Source organism: Pseudomonas sp. QTF5 (genome assembly GCF_000512695.2).
GTDB lineage: Bacteria > Pseudomonadota > Gammaproteobacteria > Pseudomonadales > Pseudomonadaceae > Aquipseudomonas.
In genome coordinates this window covers 87,082-102,951 of record NZ_AZRW02000002.1, presented here as the reverse complement: position 1 = coordinate 102,951, position 15,870 = coordinate 87,082, and the positions used below count along the sequence as shown (strand labels likewise).

At 60.8% G+C, this 15,870-nt stretch carries 19 protein-coding genes; 8 read left to right on the top strand and 11 right to left on the bottom strand.

The window, feature by feature from the left end; translation table 11 throughout:
• Positions 1-6 precede the first annotated feature (6 nt).
• The 9 genes from nirJ to IC37_RS02030 are packed head-to-tail and all read right to left on the bottom strand — an operon-like array spanning position 7 to position 6,646.
• Entirely contained in the window at positions 7-1,185 is a 1,179-nt protein-coding gene (nirJ, locus tag IC37_RS02070; protein ID WP_030130702.1) for a heme d1 biosynthesis radical SAM protein NirJ, read from the bottom strand.
• Between the two features lie 26 nt (positions 1,186-1,211).
• Positions 1,212-1,715, bottom strand: coding sequence for an Lrp/AsnC family transcriptional regulator (locus tag IC37_RS02065; RefSeq protein WP_030130703.1), 504 nt, complete (start codon positions 1,713-1,715; stop codon positions 1,212-1,214).
• On the bottom strand, positions 1,690-2,133 hold the full coding sequence (locus IC37_RS02060) for an Lrp/AsnC family transcriptional regulator (RefSeq protein WP_030130704.1): 444 nt from the start codon (positions 2,131-2,133) through the stop codon (positions 1,690-1,692). Before IC37_RS02060 ends, IC37_RS02065 begins: the two co-directional genes overlap by 26 nt.
• Positions 2,126-2,641: an Lrp/AsnC family transcriptional regulator gene (locus IC37_RS02055; RefSeq protein WP_030130705.1), complete on the bottom strand. Its 516-nt coding sequence runs from the start codon at positions 2,639-2,641 to the stop codon at positions 2,126-2,128. Before IC37_RS02055 ends, IC37_RS02060 begins: the two co-directional genes overlap by 8 nt.
• Positions 2,638-3,096 (bottom strand): Lrp/AsnC family transcriptional regulator, encoded by a 459-nt coding sequence (locus tag IC37_RS02050; protein WP_030130706.1) that lies wholly within the window; start codon positions 3,094-3,096, stop codon positions 2,638-2,640. Before IC37_RS02050 ends, IC37_RS02055 begins: the two co-directional genes overlap by 4 nt.
• 1 nt (position 3,097) lies before the next feature.
• A complete protein-coding gene (locus IC37_RS02045) occupies positions 3,098-4,276 on the bottom strand; it encodes a cytochrome D1 domain-containing protein (RefSeq protein WP_030130707.1) in 1,179 nt (392 codons plus the stop codon).
• A complete protein-coding gene (locus IC37_RS02040; protein WP_030130708.1) occupies positions 4,273-4,599 on the bottom strand; it encodes a cytochrome c in 327 nt (108 codons plus the stop codon). The genes IC37_RS02045 and IC37_RS02040 overlap by 4 nt, the downstream gene beginning before the upstream one ends.
• Before the next feature lie 16 nt (positions 4,600-4,615).
• Positions 4,616-4,930, bottom strand: coding sequence for a c-type cytochrome (locus IC37_RS02035; protein WP_030130709.1), 315 nt, complete (start codon positions 4,928-4,930; stop codon positions 4,616-4,618).
• Between the two features lie 24 nt (positions 4,931-4,954).
• A complete protein-coding gene (locus IC37_RS02030; protein WP_030130710.1) occupies positions 4,955-6,646 on the bottom strand; it encodes a nitrite reductase in 1,692 nt (563 codons plus the stop codon).
• A 199-nt stretch (positions 6,647-6,845) separates the two neighbouring features.
• Here IC37_RS02030 and IC37_RS02025 point away from each other — a divergent pair, with 199 nt between their 5' ends.
• The 6 genes from IC37_RS02025 to IC37_RS02000 all read left to right on the top strand — a co-directional run bounded on the left by IC37_RS02025 (position 6,846) and on the right by IC37_RS02000 (position 12,517).
• On the top strand, positions 6,846-7,637 hold the full coding sequence (locus IC37_RS02025; protein ID WP_030130711.1) for a CbbQ/NirQ/NorQ/GpvN family protein: 792 nt from the start codon (positions 6,846-6,848) through the stop codon (positions 7,635-7,637).
• Positions 7,621-8,208 carry a cytochrome c oxidase subunit 3 family protein gene (locus IC37_RS02020; RefSeq protein WP_030130712.1) on the top strand — a complete coding sequence of 196 codons (588 nt, stop codon included), beginning with the start codon at positions 7,621-7,623 and terminating at the stop codon, positions 8,206-8,208. Before IC37_RS02025 ends, IC37_RS02020 begins: the two co-directional genes overlap by 17 nt.
• 11 nt (positions 8,209-8,219) lie before the next feature.
• A complete protein-coding gene (locus IC37_RS02015; protein ID WP_030130713.1) occupies positions 8,220-8,477 on the top strand; it encodes a cytochrome C oxidase subunit IV family protein in 258 nt (85 codons plus the stop codon).
• 248 nt (positions 8,478-8,725) lie between these two features.
• Positions 8,726-9,166, top strand: coding sequence for a cytochrome c (locus IC37_RS02010; protein WP_030130714.1), 441 nt, complete (start codon positions 8,726-8,728; stop codon positions 9,164-9,166).
• Between the two features lie 3 nt (positions 9,167-9,169).
• The gene (locus tag IC37_RS02005) at positions 9,170-10,597 is read left to right on the top strand and encodes a cbb3-type cytochrome c oxidase subunit I (RefSeq protein WP_030130715.1); all 1,428 of its coding nucleotides are present in this window, start codon (positions 9,170-9,172) and stop codon (positions 10,595-10,597) included.
• A gap of 78 nt (positions 10,598-10,675) precedes the next feature.
• On the top strand, positions 10,676-12,517 hold the full coding sequence (locus IC37_RS02000) for a nitric oxide reductase activation protein NorD (RefSeq protein ID WP_030130716.1): 1,842 nt from the start codon (positions 10,676-10,678) through the stop codon (positions 12,515-12,517).
• Positions 12,518-12,675: 158 nt separating this feature from the next.
• Here IC37_RS02000 and IC37_RS01995 read toward each other — a convergent pair whose 3' ends face one another.
• Both IC37_RS01995 and IC37_RS01990 read right to left on the bottom strand, forming a co-directional pair.
• A complete protein-coding gene (locus tag IC37_RS01995; RefSeq protein ID WP_051414835.1) occupies positions 12,676-12,867 on the bottom strand; it encodes a hypothetical protein in 192 nt (63 codons plus the stop codon).
• Between the two features lie 5 nt (positions 12,868-12,872).
• Positions 12,873-13,556 carry a Crp/Fnr family transcriptional regulator gene (locus IC37_RS01990; RefSeq protein WP_030130718.1) on the bottom strand — a complete coding sequence of 228 codons (684 nt, stop codon included), beginning with the start codon at positions 13,554-13,556 and terminating at the stop codon, positions 12,873-12,875.
• Positions 13,557-14,150: 594 nt separating this feature from the next.
• Between IC37_RS01990 and IC37_RS01985 the strand changes: the two genes are divergently transcribed.
• Together IC37_RS01985 and IC37_RS01980 are read left to right on the top strand one after the other, a co-directional pair.
• Positions 14,151-15,341: an NnrS family protein gene (locus IC37_RS01985; protein WP_030130719.1), complete on the top strand. Its 1,191-nt coding sequence runs from the start codon at positions 14,151-14,153 to the stop codon at positions 15,339-15,341.
• A gap of 28 nt (positions 15,342-15,369) precedes the next feature.
• A complete protein-coding gene (locus tag IC37_RS01980) occupies positions 15,370-15,807 on the top strand; it encodes a membrane protein (protein WP_030130720.1) in 438 nt (145 codons plus the stop codon).
• Positions 15,808-15,870: the final 63 nt, after the last annotated feature.

Sequence of the window (15,870 nt, the reverse complement as noted above, 5' to 3'; positions counted from 1 at the left end):
GGTGCTTCAGTGCATGACGCAAGGGATGGTCATGAATGGCGGCATACCGATTTCTTCATCGCTGAGGTGGCAACCGGGGTCCTGGCCCCAGAGGTCGCCTTCGGCCCAGGCGCGGGTGCGGGTATTGCCATTGCAGATGTTCAACCAGCGGCATTGGCCACAACGGCCACCGACGGCGCGCGGATGCACACGCAGCTGCTGCAACAAGGCGTCCGGGCGGTCCAGCCAGAGCGTGCGAAACGGCGTGTGCCGGACATTGCCCACCGAGTGCTGCCACCAATAGGTGTCGGGGTGTACCTCGCCGGTGTTGTCGATGTTGGCGATGCCGCTGCCCGAGGCGTTGCCGCCCCAGGCGCGGAGCATGTGTTCCAGGCGCGGGTAATGTTCGGGTAGATGCAGGCCCACCCATTGCAGCAAGAGAATCGCGTCGGCATCGTTGTTGCCGCTGACAAAATCGCTGTCGCGACCCTGCTCGATGTCTTCCCAGGCCCGCTCGAAAATCAGTGTCATCGCCTCGCGGCTCATCTGCTGCCGGGCGTCGAGTTTGCGGCTGCGTTTGCCGCGACCGCTGTAGTTGAGGTGCGACAGATAAAATTTTTGCACGTCGTACTCGCGCATCAGCGCCAGTAATTGGGGCAGTTGTTGATGGTTCTCTTGGGTCAGGGTGGTGCGCAGGCCGACGCGAATGCCTTGGTCACGACAGAGGCGGATCGCCCGCATGGAACTGGCGAAACTGCCCTTGAGTTGGCGGAACGCATCATGGGTGGCTTCCAGGCCATCGATGCTGATCCCGACATAGTCGAAATTCGCCGCGCGGATTTGTGTGATGTTCTGCTCAGTGATCAGCGTGCCATTGGTGGACAACGCCACAAAAAAGCCCTTGGTACGGGCGTAGGCGCTGAGCTCAAACAGATCGTCACGCAGCAGGGGTTCACCACCGGAAAGAATCAATACCTTCACGCCAGCGTCGTGCAGATCGTCGATCACGGTCAGCGCGGCAGGGGTATCCAGCTCGTCGCGAAAGACACTGTCGGTGGACGTGGCGTAGCAGTGTTTGCAGGTCAGGTTGCAGCGCCTGAGCAGGTTCCAGATCACCACCGGCGGCCGGTAGCTGCCCGGTGGGCTGGTTCTGGGGGCAAGCGTCTGGCCGGTCAGGGCGCGCAGGTATTGGCTGATCCTCAACATGCAAATCTCCTTGAACAAGCGCGTGTTCAGCGTGGCACTGGCGGTAGCCGCAAACCGGTTTTCTTCAGGATGCGACTGCTCACCAGCATCTCGTCGGCGGCGCAGGCGTCGCCCAGCAAGTCGCGCAGGTGTTCGCGGTAGTTGTCGATTTCCTCGCGGCTGCGGCCGTGGACCATGGCGAACAGGTTGTAGCGCCACGCGGTTCGTCGCGGGCGTCGATAACAGTGGCTGACGAAGGGCTGCGCACCGATCAGCGCGCCGAGGCGCGGCATGTCCGTGTCGCGCACATCCCAGACCGTCATGCCGTTGTAGCGATAGCCCAGGCGATAGTGGTTGGGGACGGCGGCGATGCGCCGGATGGCGCCCTCGGCCTGCAAACGCTTGAGCAAGTCCAGGGTGGATTCGATGCTCAGCTCCAGCTGTTCGGCGAGCCAGGCCCAAGGGTCGTCCAGCAGCGGCAGGCCGGCCTGGGTCAACTCGATCAAACGGTGGGCCAGGGTGTCTTCAGGCCGGGAAGTACAGACCGACATGGTAGGTCTCCTCTTTGGGCAAGTTGAGCAGCGGCAGGCCGGTCAGGGTTTCGATGTGTTGCAGGGTCTCGGCGATACCTTGTTCGGTCGGGCAGCCGAGCACGAACCACATGTTCCAGGCGTGTTCGCGTCGGTAGTTGTGCGCCACTTCAGGCAGGGCCTGCAGTTGCTCGGCGACGTCTTCGAATCGCTCTTCCGGCACCGCCAGCGCAGCGAGGGTGAAGGCGCCGCCCAGGCGTTCGATGTCGAACATCGGGCCGAAGCGCGTGAGCATGCCGTCTTCCAGCAGTTCATGAAGGCGATCGAGCAATTCGTTGCTGCTGCTGTCCAGTTCGGCGGCCAGTGCCTGCCACGGGTGGCGCACCAGCGGCAGGCCCAGTTGCAGGCGGTTGATCAGCCGACGGTCGAGGTCATCCATGGGTGGGGGCTCCTGTTGGCGAGGGTGCGAAGCGTCCGCCGCACTGTTTGAACGCGTGAGTGCTGAACAGCAGTTGATGGGGCAGGTCGCTCAGCAGGTGTTCTTCCAGCAACGCCTGGATCTGCGCCTCGACCTGCGCACGTTGGCGCCCATGAACCATGCAAAAGAGGTTGTAGCGCCACTGCGGCAGACGCCGCGGCCGTTGATAACAGAGGGTGATGCCGTGCGCCCGGCCCAGGCGCTGGCCGACTTCGTCGATCAGCGCGTCCGGAACATCCAGCACCAGCATGGCGTTGGCGGTAAAACCCAGCGCGCGATGGTTGAGCACCAGGCCGACCCGACGAAACAGCCCTTGCTCGTGCCACTGGTGCATTTGCGCAAGCACCAGGTTTTCGTCGGCGTCTATCCGTTCGGCGAGGGCCTGATAGGGGCGCGATACCCGCGGTAATCCGCCTTCCAGATGCCGACGCAGCGCCAGTGACTGGTTGGAACTCAACCCCGGCATCATGAGCTTTCTCCCAGGGCAAAACCGAGGTCGATGCGGTAAGCGGTCAACATCGGCAGATCCAGCGGCATGAGGCCGGTGTCTTTCTCAAGTTGTTCGAGAACGCGTTCGATGTGTTGCCGATCAGGGCCGGTCAGCACAAACCACAGGTTGTAGAAATGCTCCCGCGCATAGTTATGGTTGACCTCGGGATACTGGCTGACCTGCTCGGCAACCTGTTGCAAGCGTTCGGCGGGCACGGCGAGGGCGGCGAGGGTGCTGGCCCCGGCGCGACTGTGTTCGAACACCGGGCCGATCCGCGAGAGGGTGCCGGCCTGATCCATTTCTTCCAGGCAAGCCATCACCTGGGCCACGCGACAACCGAGAATCCGCGCCATCTCCTTGTAAGGTTCCGCGCACAGCGGCATGCCGTGCTGGAAACGGTCGATCAGTTGGCGGCTGAGCAGGTCGAGGTTCATTTCAATAACCCATTTTTTGCGCGCGACTGCTGAAGAAAATGCCGCTCGGCGCGGTGGCGGGAAGGGTGCTCAGCTGCTTCAGGCTGTACGGGTCCCAGACCTGAACCTGATCGCCATCGCGTAACGACAGCCACAACTGATCGCCGCGGGCGGTGAATTCCATGTGCAGCACCGCCGGCCCTGGCCGCAGATCGGCGACCACGGCATGGGTTTCAGTGTCGATGACCTGTACCCGATCGTTGTCCGGGTAGGCAAAATTGACCCACAGCTGCCGACCGTCCGGCCGCGACGTGACGAACACCGGTTGGCCGGCAACGGGGATGGCAGCAGTCTGCTTCCACGTGCGCGAATCCATCACCAGCACCTGATGACGGCCGACGGCGGGCACGAAGGCCTGGTGATCGGCGACGGCCCAGCCTTCCAGGTGCGGCATCTTGTAGACGGGCAATTTCGCCTGGCCACGACCGTAATCACCGAGTACCCGCTGTACACCACGTTCCGGATGCCAGAGGTCGAGTTGCGCCATACCGTCTTCGCCGAACAGTCCAGCCATGTAAAAGCGACCATCCGGGGTAACCAACGCGTCGTAGGGTTGCTGGCCGATGTCGGTGAAACGGCTGATCTGCGGCGTGTTGCCCTGACTGAAATCGGCGGTCCAGATCTCGCCGGTATCGAACAGGCTGAACACAAAACGCTGACCGGGCGCGTCGACCAGGCCGACCACCCGTGAGCGCTTGCTGCCGTCGGCCAGGGGCGTGGCCGGAATATCGGCCACCAGTTGCAGGGTTTCGGCATCGAACACCTTGACCCCGCCGGGCACGTAGTTGGACACGGCGATGAGTTTGCCGTCCTGACTGATCGCGCCGCCGATGCTGTTGCCGCCCTGTATCACCCGTTGATCGATGCGTTGGGTCAGCAGGTCGATTTTGCTCAGCCCGCCGTCGCGACCGAATACATAGGCATAACGCTGGTCGCGGGAAAACACTACCGAGGCATGGGACAGATCGCCGAAGCCTTCGAGTCGGGCCAGTGCCGTGCGGGTGTCGCTTTCGATGATTTGCACGCTGCCGGTGGCGCGTTCCACCACCACGCCCAGATCGCCGGTACCACGCAACGGTGGCTGAACACACGCGGACAACAACAGCCCGGTCGCCGCTAAAAGCAGGGTTGAACGGATCATGGTGCGGGATATCCCTGGAGAAGAAGATCGACCAGCCAACGGATGTCATCCGGGCTGAGCAGCGAGGCCCAACCGGGCATCGCGGTGCCGGGCCGGCCTTGGCTGACGGTGGCTATCAGGTTGTCCCTGGACTTGCCCGCCAACGTTGCGCGGGTCAGGTCGGGACCCAGCCCGCCGGTCATGTGCAGGCCATGGCAGGCGCCGCAGTCCTGGGCCAGCAGGTGTTCGAGTTGTGCCTGACGCTTGGCGTCGGGCGCGGCAACCGAGGTTGCGCAAATGAGGAGGAGGGCCGCCAGAATCGCAGCGTGTCGATAAACCTTCATGACGCCCTCCAGTTGGCTATTTGAGACTCAGGACCCAGGTTGCAAGTGTCTTCGCTTCTTCATCCGTCACCGGGTTGGCCGGCATTGGCATCGGGCCCCAGTTGCCTTGCGTACCGTTCTTGATGTGGCTGGCCAAGGTGTCCACAGCCCCGGGCACGCCAGCGTTCTTGGCCGCGACATCCTTGAGCGCCGGGCCGACCAGCTTGGTGTCGATGGAATGGCAGGCGGCGCAGGGTTTGCTCTTGAACAGCTCCTGGCCGTCTTGGGCCATGGCCGGCTGCACACTCAGCGCAGCGGTCAGGGCGAACAGTGAAAACAGAATATTTTTCATGGGGATTCCTTGCATTGATGGAGCTCAATAGATGTCGTGTTGGGTGTTGTAGACGTTGAATTTTCCGGTGGGTGTGATCAGCCGTTTATCCTTTATGACTGATTTGAGCTTCAGCGTTTTGTCGTCGATCACTACCAGCGCCGATTCCTCTGACTGACCGCTCCACACGGAGAACCAGACTTCATCGCCGGCCTTGTTGTATTCCGGTTGTACCACCCGCATGGCGCCTTGCTTGATGCCGGCGTACTCGGCGATGGGCAGCACGGTGTAGCCGGCGTCGAGTTTGTCGATGTTGAACACCGCCACCGACTGGCTCAGCTTGGCGTCGGGGTTGAGGGTGGTGTCGACATACAGGTGACGGGAGTCAGGGTGGGTTTTGATGAACAGCGATCCGCCGCCCTGGCCCTTGAGTGAGGCGACCTGTTTCCAGGCGTATTGCGGGTATTTGACCGGGTCGGTACCGATCAGGGAAATGCCGTCATCGCCCAGGTGGCTGGTGGCCCAGACCGGGCCGTAGGTCGGGTGGTTGAAGTTGGCGCCGCGCCCCGGGTGAGGGGTTTTGCCGACCTCCACCAAAGCTGCCAACTTGCGATCTTTGGAGTCGATCACAGCAACTTTGTTGGAGTTGTTGGCGGCGGTCATGAAGTAGCGGTGGGTGCTGTCCCAACCGCCGTCATGCAGGAAGGGCGCGGCATCGATGTAAGTGATGGTGAGGTTTTTGATGTCCTGGTAATTGACCAGCATGACCTTGCCGGTTTCCTTGACGTTGACGATGAACTCCGGCCATTCGTGGGAGGCGATGATCGCCGCGACCCGGGGTTCGGGGTGGTATTCCTGTTTGTCGACGGTCATGCCGCGGGTCGAGACGATCTGTTTCGGCTCCAGGGTTTCGCCATCCATGATGGTGAATTGCGGTGGCCAATAGGAGCCGGCGACGGTGTATTTGTCTTCGTAGCCCTTGAACTTGGAGGTCTCCACCGAGCGCGCCTCGATGCCCACTTTGACTTCGGCGACTTTGGTCGGCTCCACCGGCCACAGGTCGATCATGTCGATCCGCGCGTCTCGACCAATCACCAGCAGGTAACGACCGGAGGCAGAAATGCGCGAGATGTGCACCGCATAACCGGTCTCGATCAGCTTGACGATTTTCTTGCTGTCACCGTCGATCAGGGCAATCTTGCCGTCATCGCGCAAGGTCACCGAAAACAGGTTCGGCAGGTTGAGTTTGCTCAGTTGCTTCTTCGGACGATCCTCAGGCTTGACCAGTACTTTCCAGGTTTTCAGCGTCTCGGCCATGCCCCATTCCGGCGGCGTCGGCGGCGCGTGCTGAATGAACTTGGCCATTGAGGTGATCTGATCCTTGGTCAGCGCATTCGACGTTCCCCAGTTCGGCATGCCCGCCGGTGAACCGTAGGTAATCAACGCCTCCAGAAACGGTTGCCCGCGGGACTGGGTGATGTCCGGTGTCAGTGGTTTGCCGGTGGCGCCTTTGCGCAGAACGCCGTGGCAGCCGGCGCAACGCTGAAAGTAAATTTCCTTGGAAGAGTCGAACTCGGCCTGACTCATGTCGGGCGCTCCGGCGGATTTGACCATCAGCGGGCTGGCCGCAGCGGCAGCGGGCTCGTTGGCCCGGGCCGCATGAGTCACCGCAAGGGCCAGCGCCGAACACAATGTGGCGACAGTCAGAGCAAACGTTTTTCTATTGCTGATCAGCATTCCATTTCTCCTCAGGCAAGACCTTTGCGATGTGCTGAAACGGCAGCGCAGAACGCAGGTTCTTAGTGCCGTGCAAGGCTATGCCCGAGCAGGCCAATGCTCGCTTGACCGCGATCAAGTTTGCCGGCCATGTCACTTGCCAGGTTGTCGCAGGGGCCCGTAGCGTGTTGCTTGAATCCGCTTTTGGAACAGGCAGCCCATGGACCGAATCCAGTCTTGTGAACCCTTCTATCAACCGCTCAATAATGAGGAGGTGCTGTTCGAGCAAGCCTGGCGACACGGCATGCCGGTGCTGATCAAAGGCCCGACCGGGTGCGGCAAGACCCGCTTCGTTCAGCACATGGCCCATCGACTGAAACTGCCGCTGTACACCGTGGCTTGCCATGACGATCTGAGCGCTGCCGACTTGATTGGCCGTCATTTGATCGGTGCCCAGGGCACCTGGTGGCAGGACGGACCGCTGACCCGCGCGGTACGTGAAGGCGGCATCTGTTATCTGGACGAAGTGGTCGAGGCGCGCCAGGACACCGTGGTCGTACTGCATCCACTGGCTGATGATCGTCGCGAGTTGTTCCTGGAACGCACCGGCGAAGTGCTGCAGGCGCCGTCGTCATTCATGTTGGTGGTGTCGTACAACCCCGGCTACCAGAACCTGCTCAAAGGCATGAAACCCAGCACCCGACAACGCTTCGTGGCGATGCGTTTCGGCTATCCGCCGGTGGCCGATGAAGAGCGCATTGTCGCCCGGGAAGCGCAGGTGGACAGCGCGTTGGCGGCGCAAGTGGTCCGGCTGGGACAGGCACTGCGCCGGCTGGATCAACATGATCTGGAGGAGGTCGCCTCGACGCGGTTGCTGATTTTCACCGCGCGAATGATCCGCTCCGGCATGAGCCCGCGTGAGGCGTGCATGGCCTGTCTGGCCGAGCCTCTGAGTGATGATCCGCTGACGGTTGCGGCGTTGATGGACGTGGTTGATGTCCACTTCGGCTGAGGTCAGACGCGTTGCGCCGGGTCACTTGCCGGGCGATCTGGCGATGTGGTTTTTCATTCTGGCCGAGCTGTCGGTGTTCGCTATCCTGATTCTGACGTTCGCCGTGACCCAGGCACTCAAGCCGCAACTGTTCAGCGAAAGCCGTCAGTTGCTCAACACCTCTACCGGCCTGGCGATGACCCTGAGCCTGCTCACCGCCGGGCTGTTCGCCGCGATGGCTCAAGAGCAAGTCAAGCGTTCTCGGTCTCGCCCCGGCGCTGTCTATCTGCTGGCAGCGTTGCTCGCCGGCAGTGTCTACGTGGTGTTGAAGATCACGGAATACCGACACTTGCTGGCCTCGGGGCTGGGCATGGAGCACAACACGTTTTTCACCCTCTACTGGATCCTCACCGGTTTTCATTTTCTCCATGTACTGCTCGGCATGGTCATTCTCGGATGGCTGGCCGAGCGTTGCCGTCGTGGCCTGTACAACGCCGCCAACCGCAGCGGGCTTGAATCGGGTGTGCTGTATTGGCACATGGTCGATCTGATCTGGGTCGTGCTGTTTCCGCTGGTCTACGTTCTGAATTGACGGAGGTTCTGATGTCGGCTTCCAGGTTTTTACTCGTCTGCTGGGCCGCGCTGGCCACATTAAGCGTGTGCACGGTGGTGCTGGCACAGATGGGTGCGACGTGGCTGCTGTCGGTGGCCATTTTGCTGGTGGCGGTTGGCAAGGCCTGGCTGATTGCCGATGGCTTTATGGAGATGCGCCATGCCCCGCGATTGTGGCGCCGGTTGATGGTGGGCTGGGCGTTGGTGTTGGCCGCCGTTGTAGGGCTGACGCTGGTGTCGTTTCGCTGAATGAATACAAGTCTATAAAACAGCGAGAATTTAATGTGGGAGCGGGCTTGCTCGCGAAGGGGCCGGCACATTCAGCATCCATGTTGACTGACACTCCGCCTTCGCGAGCAAGCCCGCTCCCACATTCGATCTCTGTCAGCCATACGATCTATACCCGACCCAAACCATCTGCCTTTCTTGATCGCCATCAAGCAGGTTTCAACCCTTCGCTTTCTATCATGGGCACGCCAAGCAAAGAGGAAGCGACCATGTCAGAGACCTTCACCAAAGGCATGGCCAGGAATATCTACTTCGGGGGAAGCATCTTCTTCTTCCTGATATTCCTGGCCTTGACCTATCACACGGAACAGACCTTTCCGGTGCGCAGCAACGAAGCGCAGTTAACCGAATCAGTGATTCGCGGCAAGACGGTCTGGGAGCAAAACAACTGCATCGGCTGCCACACGCTGCTGGGCGAGGGCGCCTACTTTGCGCCGGAGCTGGGCAACGTGTTTCAGCGGCGCGGCGGGGAGGCGGGCTTCAAACCCTTTCTGCATGCCTGGATGAAAATGCAGCCGCTGGGTGTACCGGGTCGGCGAGCGATGCCGCAGTTCAAGTTGAGTGAGCAAGAGGTGGATGACATCGCCGAGTTCCTCAAATGGAGCTCGAACATCAACACCAATGGCTGGCCGCCAAACAAGGAGGGCTAAGAGATGAGCATTGCTAATCCGCATCTGAAATTCGCCTCGCAAGCCGTGGCCAAACCGTACTTCGTGTTCGCCCTGATGCTGTTTCTCGGTCAGGTGCTGTTCGGTTTGATCATGGGTGTGCAATACGTGGTGGGAGACTTCCTGTTCCCGATCATTCCCTTCAACGTGGCGCGGATGGTGCACACCAACCTGCTGATCGTCTGGCTGCTGTTCGGCTTCATGGGCGCTGCCTACTACCTGATTCCGGAAGAGGCCGACCGCGAACTGCACAGTCCGAAGTTGGCGATCATCCTGTTCTGGGTATTCGCCGCCGCGGGCGTGCTGACGATCCTCGGCTATCTGCTGGTGCCTTATGCGGGTCTGGCCAAACTGACCCACAACGAGTTGCTGCCAACCATGGGCCGGGAGTTCCTGGAGCAGCCGACCATCACCAAGATGGGCATTGTGGTGGTGTGCCTGGGCTTTCTCTACAACATCGGCATGACCCTGCTCAAAGGTCGCAAGACCACCGTCAGCATGGTGATGATGACCGGGTTGATCGGCCTTGCAGTGTTCTTCCTGTTCTCCTTCTATAACCCCGGCAACCTGGCCCGCGACAAGTTCTACTGGTGGTGGGTGGTGCATCTTTGGGTAGAAGGCGTGTGGGAACTGATCATGGGTTCGATGCTCGCTTTTGTCCTGATCAAGATCACCGGGGTCGACCGGGAAGTGGTGGAGAAATGGCTGTACGTGATCATCGCCATGGCGCTGATTACCGGGATCATCGGCACCGGTCACCACTTCTTCTGGATCGGTGCGCCTGAGGTCTGGTTGTGGGTCGGTTCAATCTTCTCGGCACTCGAACCACTACCGTTCCTGGCCATGGTGATCTTCGCCTTCAGCATGGTGAAGAATCGTCGTCGGCAACACCCGAACCGCGCCGCCACACTGTGGGCCAAGGGCACTACGGTCACCGCGTTCTTCGGTGCGGGTGTCTGGGGTTTTCTGCACACCCTGGCGCCGGTCAACTTCTACACCCATGGTTCGCAACTGACGGCAGCGCACGGTCACCTGGCCTTTTATGGCGCTTACGCGATGATCGTGATGACCTTGATCAGCTACGCCATGCCGCGATTGCGCGGGTTGGGTGAAGCCGCTGATGAGCGTTCGCAGACCTACGAAATCTGGGGGTTCTGGTTGATGACCCTGTCGATGGTGATGATCACGCTGTTCCTCACCGCTGCCGGTGTCGTCCAGGTTTACCTGCAACGCTGGCAGGCCGACGGGATTGCGTTGCCATTCATGGCCACGGTCGAACATCTGCAGGTGCTGTTCTGGGCGCGTCTGGGCGCCGGTCTCGGGTTCTTCGCCGGGCTCGCGTGTTACCTGTTCAGCTTCAAGCAGCGTAGCCGCGCCGCCTTGCGCGCCCCGGCTGCGGTGGTTCCTTCATGAGCCGGTGTAACGGCTAGAAAAGGTCGGCCCGGCTGATACAGCGGGCCGTTTTTTTGGTTTCCAGGAAGGGCAAGCATCATGGCGTTTACCGTCGAACTGGAAGAGTGGGTAGGCAGTGTCTGGCATCGTTTCATCACCCGGCGCGCCAGCCCGGACTTCCCTGAAGCACGGGTTGAACTGGCCAGCCAGCAACGCCCGCTGGCGCTGTTGTTTCGTGCCATGGGTGGCGCCAATGGCGTCGGTGTGGAAGCCGCCAGCGACCGCGATCTGCTGCTGCGCCGAAACGTGTTGCAGCAGATCGCCGGCACCTGCAAACAAGTGCCGTTGGCGTGGTGCGATGAGGCTAACCTCCGGTTACCGTCGAGCCTCGCGGTGTTTCCTGAAGTCGTACTGAACGAGGAGCTCTATCGCTGGCTCGCGTTGCTGGCGGCACAGGCCGGGCAGATGCGCCACTGGGGGCGGGACAATCAACGCTGGACGCAACAGCTGTTGCGACGCTATCCCGCGTTGCGTGCTCGGTACAAACGTTTGGTCGATGCCCATCTGCAATTACGCCCGGATCCGGCAACATTGAACCCCGGCGAAGCGGCCTTGGAACGGGCGTTATGCCAGGCATTGCGCGAGCCGGGCAGTGTCGAACATTTCCCCCGCAGCGAACGGGCCGCCTGGCCGCTGCCGCTGTGGTTGTACCCGCCGCAAAACCTCGCCAGTCCACAGGCTGCGGATCTGGGCGATGAATCCGAAGAGTCTTTGACCACGCCGGCCGGCGAACAGAAAGGCGGGCGTAAACGCGCGACGCGGATCGATGAAGGCAGCCGCGACGGCGGGTTGTTAATCGTGCGTCTGGAGAACCTGTTCAGCTGGACCGAACACGTCGACCTGGATCGCTGGTCAGACGACAGCGAAGACCCGGACGCCGCCCGAGTCGCCGACGACCTGGACGAATTGACCCTATCGCGCACCCGTCTGCGCAAGGGCGGCGGTCTCAAACTGCACCTGGATTTGCCTCCGGCCGATGTCGACGACATTCCCCTCGGCGAGGGCATTAAGTTGCCGGAGTGGGACTACCGCAAACAACAAATGCAGGACAGCTTCGTCAATCTGCAAATGATGGTGCCCCGCGACTGTGAGGCACAGCCGTTGCCATTACGGCTGAAGGCCTCGGCGCACCGCTTGCGGCGCCAGTTCGAGCACCTGCGTAATGACCGTCAGTGGTTACGCCAGCAGCCTCAAGGGTCTGAACTGGACATGCAAGCCTGGCTGGACTTTCACGTTGAACGCGAGCATGGCCAGTGTGCCGAACGCGGTCTGTTCATGGAGCAACGGCAGACCCGCCGCGACCTGGCGTGCCTGTTGCTGGCCGACGTGTCGATGTCCACCGACGCCCACCTGAACGATGAGCACCGCGTCATCGATGTCATCCGCGACAGCCTGCTGCTGTTCGGCGAAACCTTGTCGGTGCTGGGTGATGATTTCGCCCTGTACGGGTTTTCCTCGCTGCGCCGTCAGCAAGTGCGCATGCAGGAACTCAAGGCGTTCACCCAGCGTTATGACGACAACACTCGAGGTCGTATTCAAGGGCTCAAACCGGGGTATTACACACGCATGGGCGCCGCCATTCGCCAGGCCACGCAACTATTGGGCACGAGCAAGCGGCGCAGCAAACTGTTGCTGCTGCTCACGGACGGCAAACCGAATGATCTGGATCTGTATGAAGGACGCTACGGTGTTGAAGACACCCGCGAGGCGGTGCTGGAGGCACGGCGTCAGGGGCTGACGCCGTTCTGCATCACGATCGATCGCGAGGCCGGGGATTACCTGCCGTACATGTTCGGCGCCAATGGCTACACCTTGATCCGTCAGCCCGAGCAGCTACCTCTGCGCTTGCCGCAGTTGTATCGCCAGCTGACCCAGCCTTGAACCCGGGTTTAAGCGCAAAACCTGTGGGAGCGGGCTTGCTCGCGAAGACAGCGGCACAGTCAACATGGATGTCTCCTGACACACCGCTTTCGCGAGCAAGCCCGCTCCCACAGGTTTTGCACCTTAACTGACTGGCCTCAGGGTTTGAATATGCAGCCTCAGCTGATGCTGCGCGGCAGCCAGAAAAACATCACCACGCAGAAGATCGTCAGGCCAACGCAGAACCACATGAATCGACGCTGCCGACGTTCTCCGGCGCGTTCGGCCAGTGCCGGCAGGGGCATGCCGCATTGGCGGCACTCGATTTCTTGTGGTGGGTTGGCGTGTTGGCAATACAGGCAGACGGGCATGGCACTCACTCGAACTGTTCCAGGCGCAGGCGATCGAGAATGGCGATCTGACGGCCGTCCTGAGTGATGATGTTTTCATCGATCAAGCGGCGGATGATCCGCGAAAAGGTTTCTGGCTGGATCGACAGATGCCCGGCAATCAGTTGCTTGGCCATCGGCAGCTCGAATTGGCTGTCAACGGCTTGCTGGCGCACCAGTTGCGTCAGCAAATAACGCACGACCCGGTGGGTGGCGTTTTTCAGTGACAGGGTTTCGATTTCGTTGACCCGTTGATGCAAGCGAACGCAGAGCTTGCCCAGCAGTGCAAAGGTCAGCCGACTATTGCTCTGCAGCAGGCGCATGTAAGTGCTGTTGGACAACCGGTAGAGCTGGGTGGGGCAGATCGCTTCGGCCGAGGCCACATAGTTCGGGGTGTCCATCAGCATCATCGCCTCGGCGAAAGTTTGCCGATCGCTGATGACCTCGAACACTTTCTCCTGCCCATCGGGTGTCAGCCGGTAGATCTTCACCGCGCCGGCAATGATGAAATAGAACGAATCTGCCGGCTCACCCTGACGAAACAACGGCTCGCCTTTGTCGATGCTCAGCAAGTGGCTGGTACTCATCAGTTCATCCAGCTGTTCTTCGTTCAACGGCTCAAACAAATGATGACTGCGCAGAATCTGGTGATGGACGCGATGAAGCACCATGAGAATTCATCCTGAAGATAGAGAAGGGAGGATCAGGTCAGACGAGACCCAGGGAGACGCCGCTGGCAAGGGCCAGGATTGAGGTCAACACAACAAACCAGGCCAGTGGCTGGATGACTTTTTTCATGACGACTCCGAGTAATCGAGAGGGATCCAGGATTTCTAAAAGGTTGCCCATGCAGAGCAAGACGCGGGCCAGGCTTGGAGGGCCTTGTTTATTGGGGGTGTCAGCGATCAGGGTAAAAAATACCGTGATCTTTAGGGTTTAAATGACCATCAAAGGGTCATTTGTACCCTGATCGGGAGCACCTTGTGGCGAGGGAGCTTGCTCCCGCTGGAGTGCGAAGCACTCCCAAACATCGGCCATCGCTATCCTCCAGATACAACGCGTCAGCCGGTTTACGGCTGCTGCGCACCCGAGCGGGAGCAAGCTCCCTCGCCACAAAGGGCGCGCGCTCGGCATCGGGGCACGCCCCTTGCACACTTGATCTGCGACAAAGGCAATGGATCGGTAATCCACGATGATTGCCCCTGGATTTACCTCGGCGCGTGCGGGTTGGCGCCAGGTCAGCAAACAGGTAGAGGAGTGGCTTTATGCAAGTGCTTGACCGCCGTAAAGCGATGGCAATCGCGCCGCTGTTACGGCTGGCCTTTCGGCCGTTTTTCCTCGCTGGCTGCCTGTTGGCGGTGCTGGCCATTCCGCTGTGGCTGGCGGCTTTTGGTGGTTCGATGTCCGATTGGCAGCCGGCAGGTGGTTGGCTGGGCTGGCATCGGCATGAATTGCTGTTCGGGTTCGGGTTGGCGATTATCGCGGGCTTTCTGCTGACGGCCGTGCAGACCTGGACCGGTCGCCCCGGCCTCAGCGGCAAACCGTTGGCCGCTCTGGCGCTGCTGTGGTTATTGGCGCGAGTGGCCTGGCTGGTCAATGTGCCGTGGCCGTTGCTCGCGGCGCTGGAAATGGCGTTCCCGTTGGCGGTGGCGGTGCTCATGGGCTTCACCTTGTGGAAGGTGCGGCAGAAACGTAACTACCCGATTGTGGTGGTTCTGCTGCTGTTGGCTGTGGCCGACGGGTTGTCCCTGTACGGTCTGGTCGAGGGGCATGAAGGCTGGCAGCGCCAGAGCGTGCTGACCGGCATCTGGCTGGTGGCAGCGATGATGGGGTTGATCGGCGGGCGAGTGATTCCGTTCTTCACCCAGCGTGGTCTCGGCAAGGTCGATGGCGTTGCCCCTTGGCCCTGGCTGGATTGGCTGCTGCTGATTGGCTCGCCCCTCATGGCGTTGTTATATGCCGCCGGACCTGCGCTTGTCCCCAATCTCTGGGTGGGCCTGTTGTTCGCCGTGTTGGCCGCAGGGCATCTGGTTCGCCTGGTTCGCTGGCATGATCGCGCCATTTGGCACGTGCCGTTGCTGTGGTCGTTGCACCTGGCCTATGGCTGGTTGGCGGTGGCTTGTTTGGGGATGGCGCTATGGCATTTCGGCGTGCCGATCAATCCGAGTCTGGCGGTGCATTGCCTGACCATTGGTGCCATGGGCGGCCTGGTGCTGGCGATGATTGCGCGGGTCAGCCTCGGGCATACCGGTCGTGCGCTGGAGCCGCCGTCGGGCATGACCCTGGCGTTCATCTTGCTCAACCTGGCGTGCCTGAGCCGGGTCGTGTTGATCGAGTTCTTTCCCTTGCCGGCATTGTGGCTTGCCGGTCTGTGCTGGGCGCTGGCGTTTGCGCTGTATGCCTGGCGTTATGGGCCGATGCTGCTGCGGGGCCGGGTTGACGGTCATCCGGGATGAGCACGCGAACTGACAGAGGCTGGCGCTGATGTATCCCTTTTTACTGGTCACGCATTTGCTGGCAGCGATTGCCTTCATCGGCACGCTGTTTTTCGAGGTGGTCATCTGGCATCGCGCGCGCCAGCCGTTGACGGATATTGCGCAAGCGACGGCGGATCAGGCGATTGCACTGCTTTCGCGTAAGGTCCTGCACGGCGTGGTGTTGCTGTTGTATGGCGCCGGTATCGGCTTGGCGTGGCAGTACCGGGGCGCATTGAGTCAGCCGCTGGCCAGCAGCTTTGGTACGTTGCTGAGCCTGAAGATCATCCTGGCCCTGAGCATCATCGGTCATTACTTGCTGTTGGCCTATTGGCTGACCCATGCGCGCCTGACCGCGACTCGCGCCACCTGGATTCGCCGCAGCATCCTCGGGCACATGGTGTTGATCGTGATCCTGGCCAAGGCGATGTTCTATTGGCACGGTTGATCAAAAGCAGTCCCGGATAAACAAAACCCGCGTCAACCGATGGGCTGCCGCGGGTTGGGTGTG

What these genes read in the sequence shown, in the direction of transcription:
- IC37_RS02005 (WP_030130715.1), top strand. Translation starts at nt 9,170, where the DNA reads ATGAGCATTGCTAATCCGCATCTGAAATTCGCCTCGCAAGCCGTGGCC.
- IC37_RS01980 (WP_030130720.1), top strand. Translation starts at nt 15,370, where the DNA reads ATGTATCCCTTTTTACTGGTCACGCATTTGCTGGCAGCGATTGCCTTC.
- IC37_RS02010 (WP_030130714.1), top strand. Translation starts at nt 8,726, where the DNA reads ATGTCAGAGACCTTCACCAAAGGCATGGCCAGGAATATCTACTTCGGG.
- IC37_RS02065 (WP_030130703.1), bottom strand. Translation starts at nt 1,715, where the DNA reads ATGTCGGTCTGTACTTCCCGGCCTGAAGACACCCTGGCCCACCGTTTG.
- IC37_RS02025 (WP_030130711.1), top strand. Translation starts at nt 6,846, where the DNA reads ATGGACCGAATCCAGTCTTGTGAACCCTTCTATCAACCGCTCAATAAT.
- IC37_RS02035 (WP_030130709.1), bottom strand. Translation starts at nt 4,930, where the DNA reads ATGAAAAATATTCTGTTTTCACTGTTCGCCCTGACCGCTGCGCTGAGT.
- IC37_RS01995 (WP_051414835.1), bottom strand. Translation starts at nt 12,867, where the DNA reads ATGCCCGTCTGCCTGTATTGCCAACACGCCAACCCACCACAAGAAATC.
- IC37_RS02015 (WP_030130713.1), top strand. Translation starts at nt 8,220, where the DNA reads ATGTCGGCTTCCAGGTTTTTACTCGTCTGCTGGGCCGCGCTGGCCACA.
- IC37_RS02060 (WP_030130704.1), bottom strand. Translation starts at nt 2,133, where the DNA reads ATGGATGACCTCGACCGTCGGCTGATCAACCGCCTGCAACTGGGCCTG.
- IC37_RS02000 (WP_030130716.1), top strand. Translation starts at nt 10,676, where the DNA reads ATGGCGTTTACCGTCGAACTGGAAGAGTGGGTAGGCAGTGTCTGGCAT.
- nirJ (WP_030130702.1), bottom strand. Translation starts at nt 1,185, where the DNA reads ATGTTGAGGATCAGCCAATACCTGCGCGCCCTGACCGGCCAGACGCTT.
- IC37_RS02040 (WP_030130708.1), bottom strand. Translation starts at nt 4,599, where the DNA reads ATGAAGGTTTATCGACACGCTGCGATTCTGGCGGCCCTCCTCCTCATT.
- IC37_RS02030 (WP_030130710.1), bottom strand. Translation starts at nt 6,646, where the DNA reads ATGCTGATCAGCAATAGAAAAACGTTTGCTCTGACTGTCGCCACATTG.
- IC37_RS02055 (WP_030130705.1), bottom strand. Translation starts at nt 2,641, where the DNA reads ATGATGCCGGGGTTGAGTTCCAACCAGTCACTGGCGCTGCGTCGGCAT.
- IC37_RS02045 (WP_030130707.1), bottom strand. Translation starts at nt 4,276, where the DNA reads ATGATCCGTTCAACCCTGCTTTTAGCGGCGACCGGGCTGTTGTTGTCC.
- IC37_RS02050 (WP_030130706.1), bottom strand. Translation starts at nt 3,096, where the DNA reads ATGAACCTCGACCTGCTCAGCCGCCAACTGATCGACCGTTTCCAGCAC.
- IC37_RS01985 (WP_030130719.1), top strand. Translation starts at nt 14,151, where the DNA reads ATGCAAGTGCTTGACCGCCGTAAAGCGATGGCAATCGCGCCGCTGTTA.
- IC37_RS02020 (WP_030130712.1), top strand. Translation starts at nt 7,621, where the DNA reads ATGTCCACTTCGGCTGAGGTCAGACGCGTTGCGCCGGGTCACTTGCCG.
- IC37_RS01990 (WP_030130718.1), bottom strand. Translation starts at nt 13,556, where the DNA reads ATGGTGCTTCATCGCGTCCATCACCAGATTCTGCGCAGTCATCATTTG.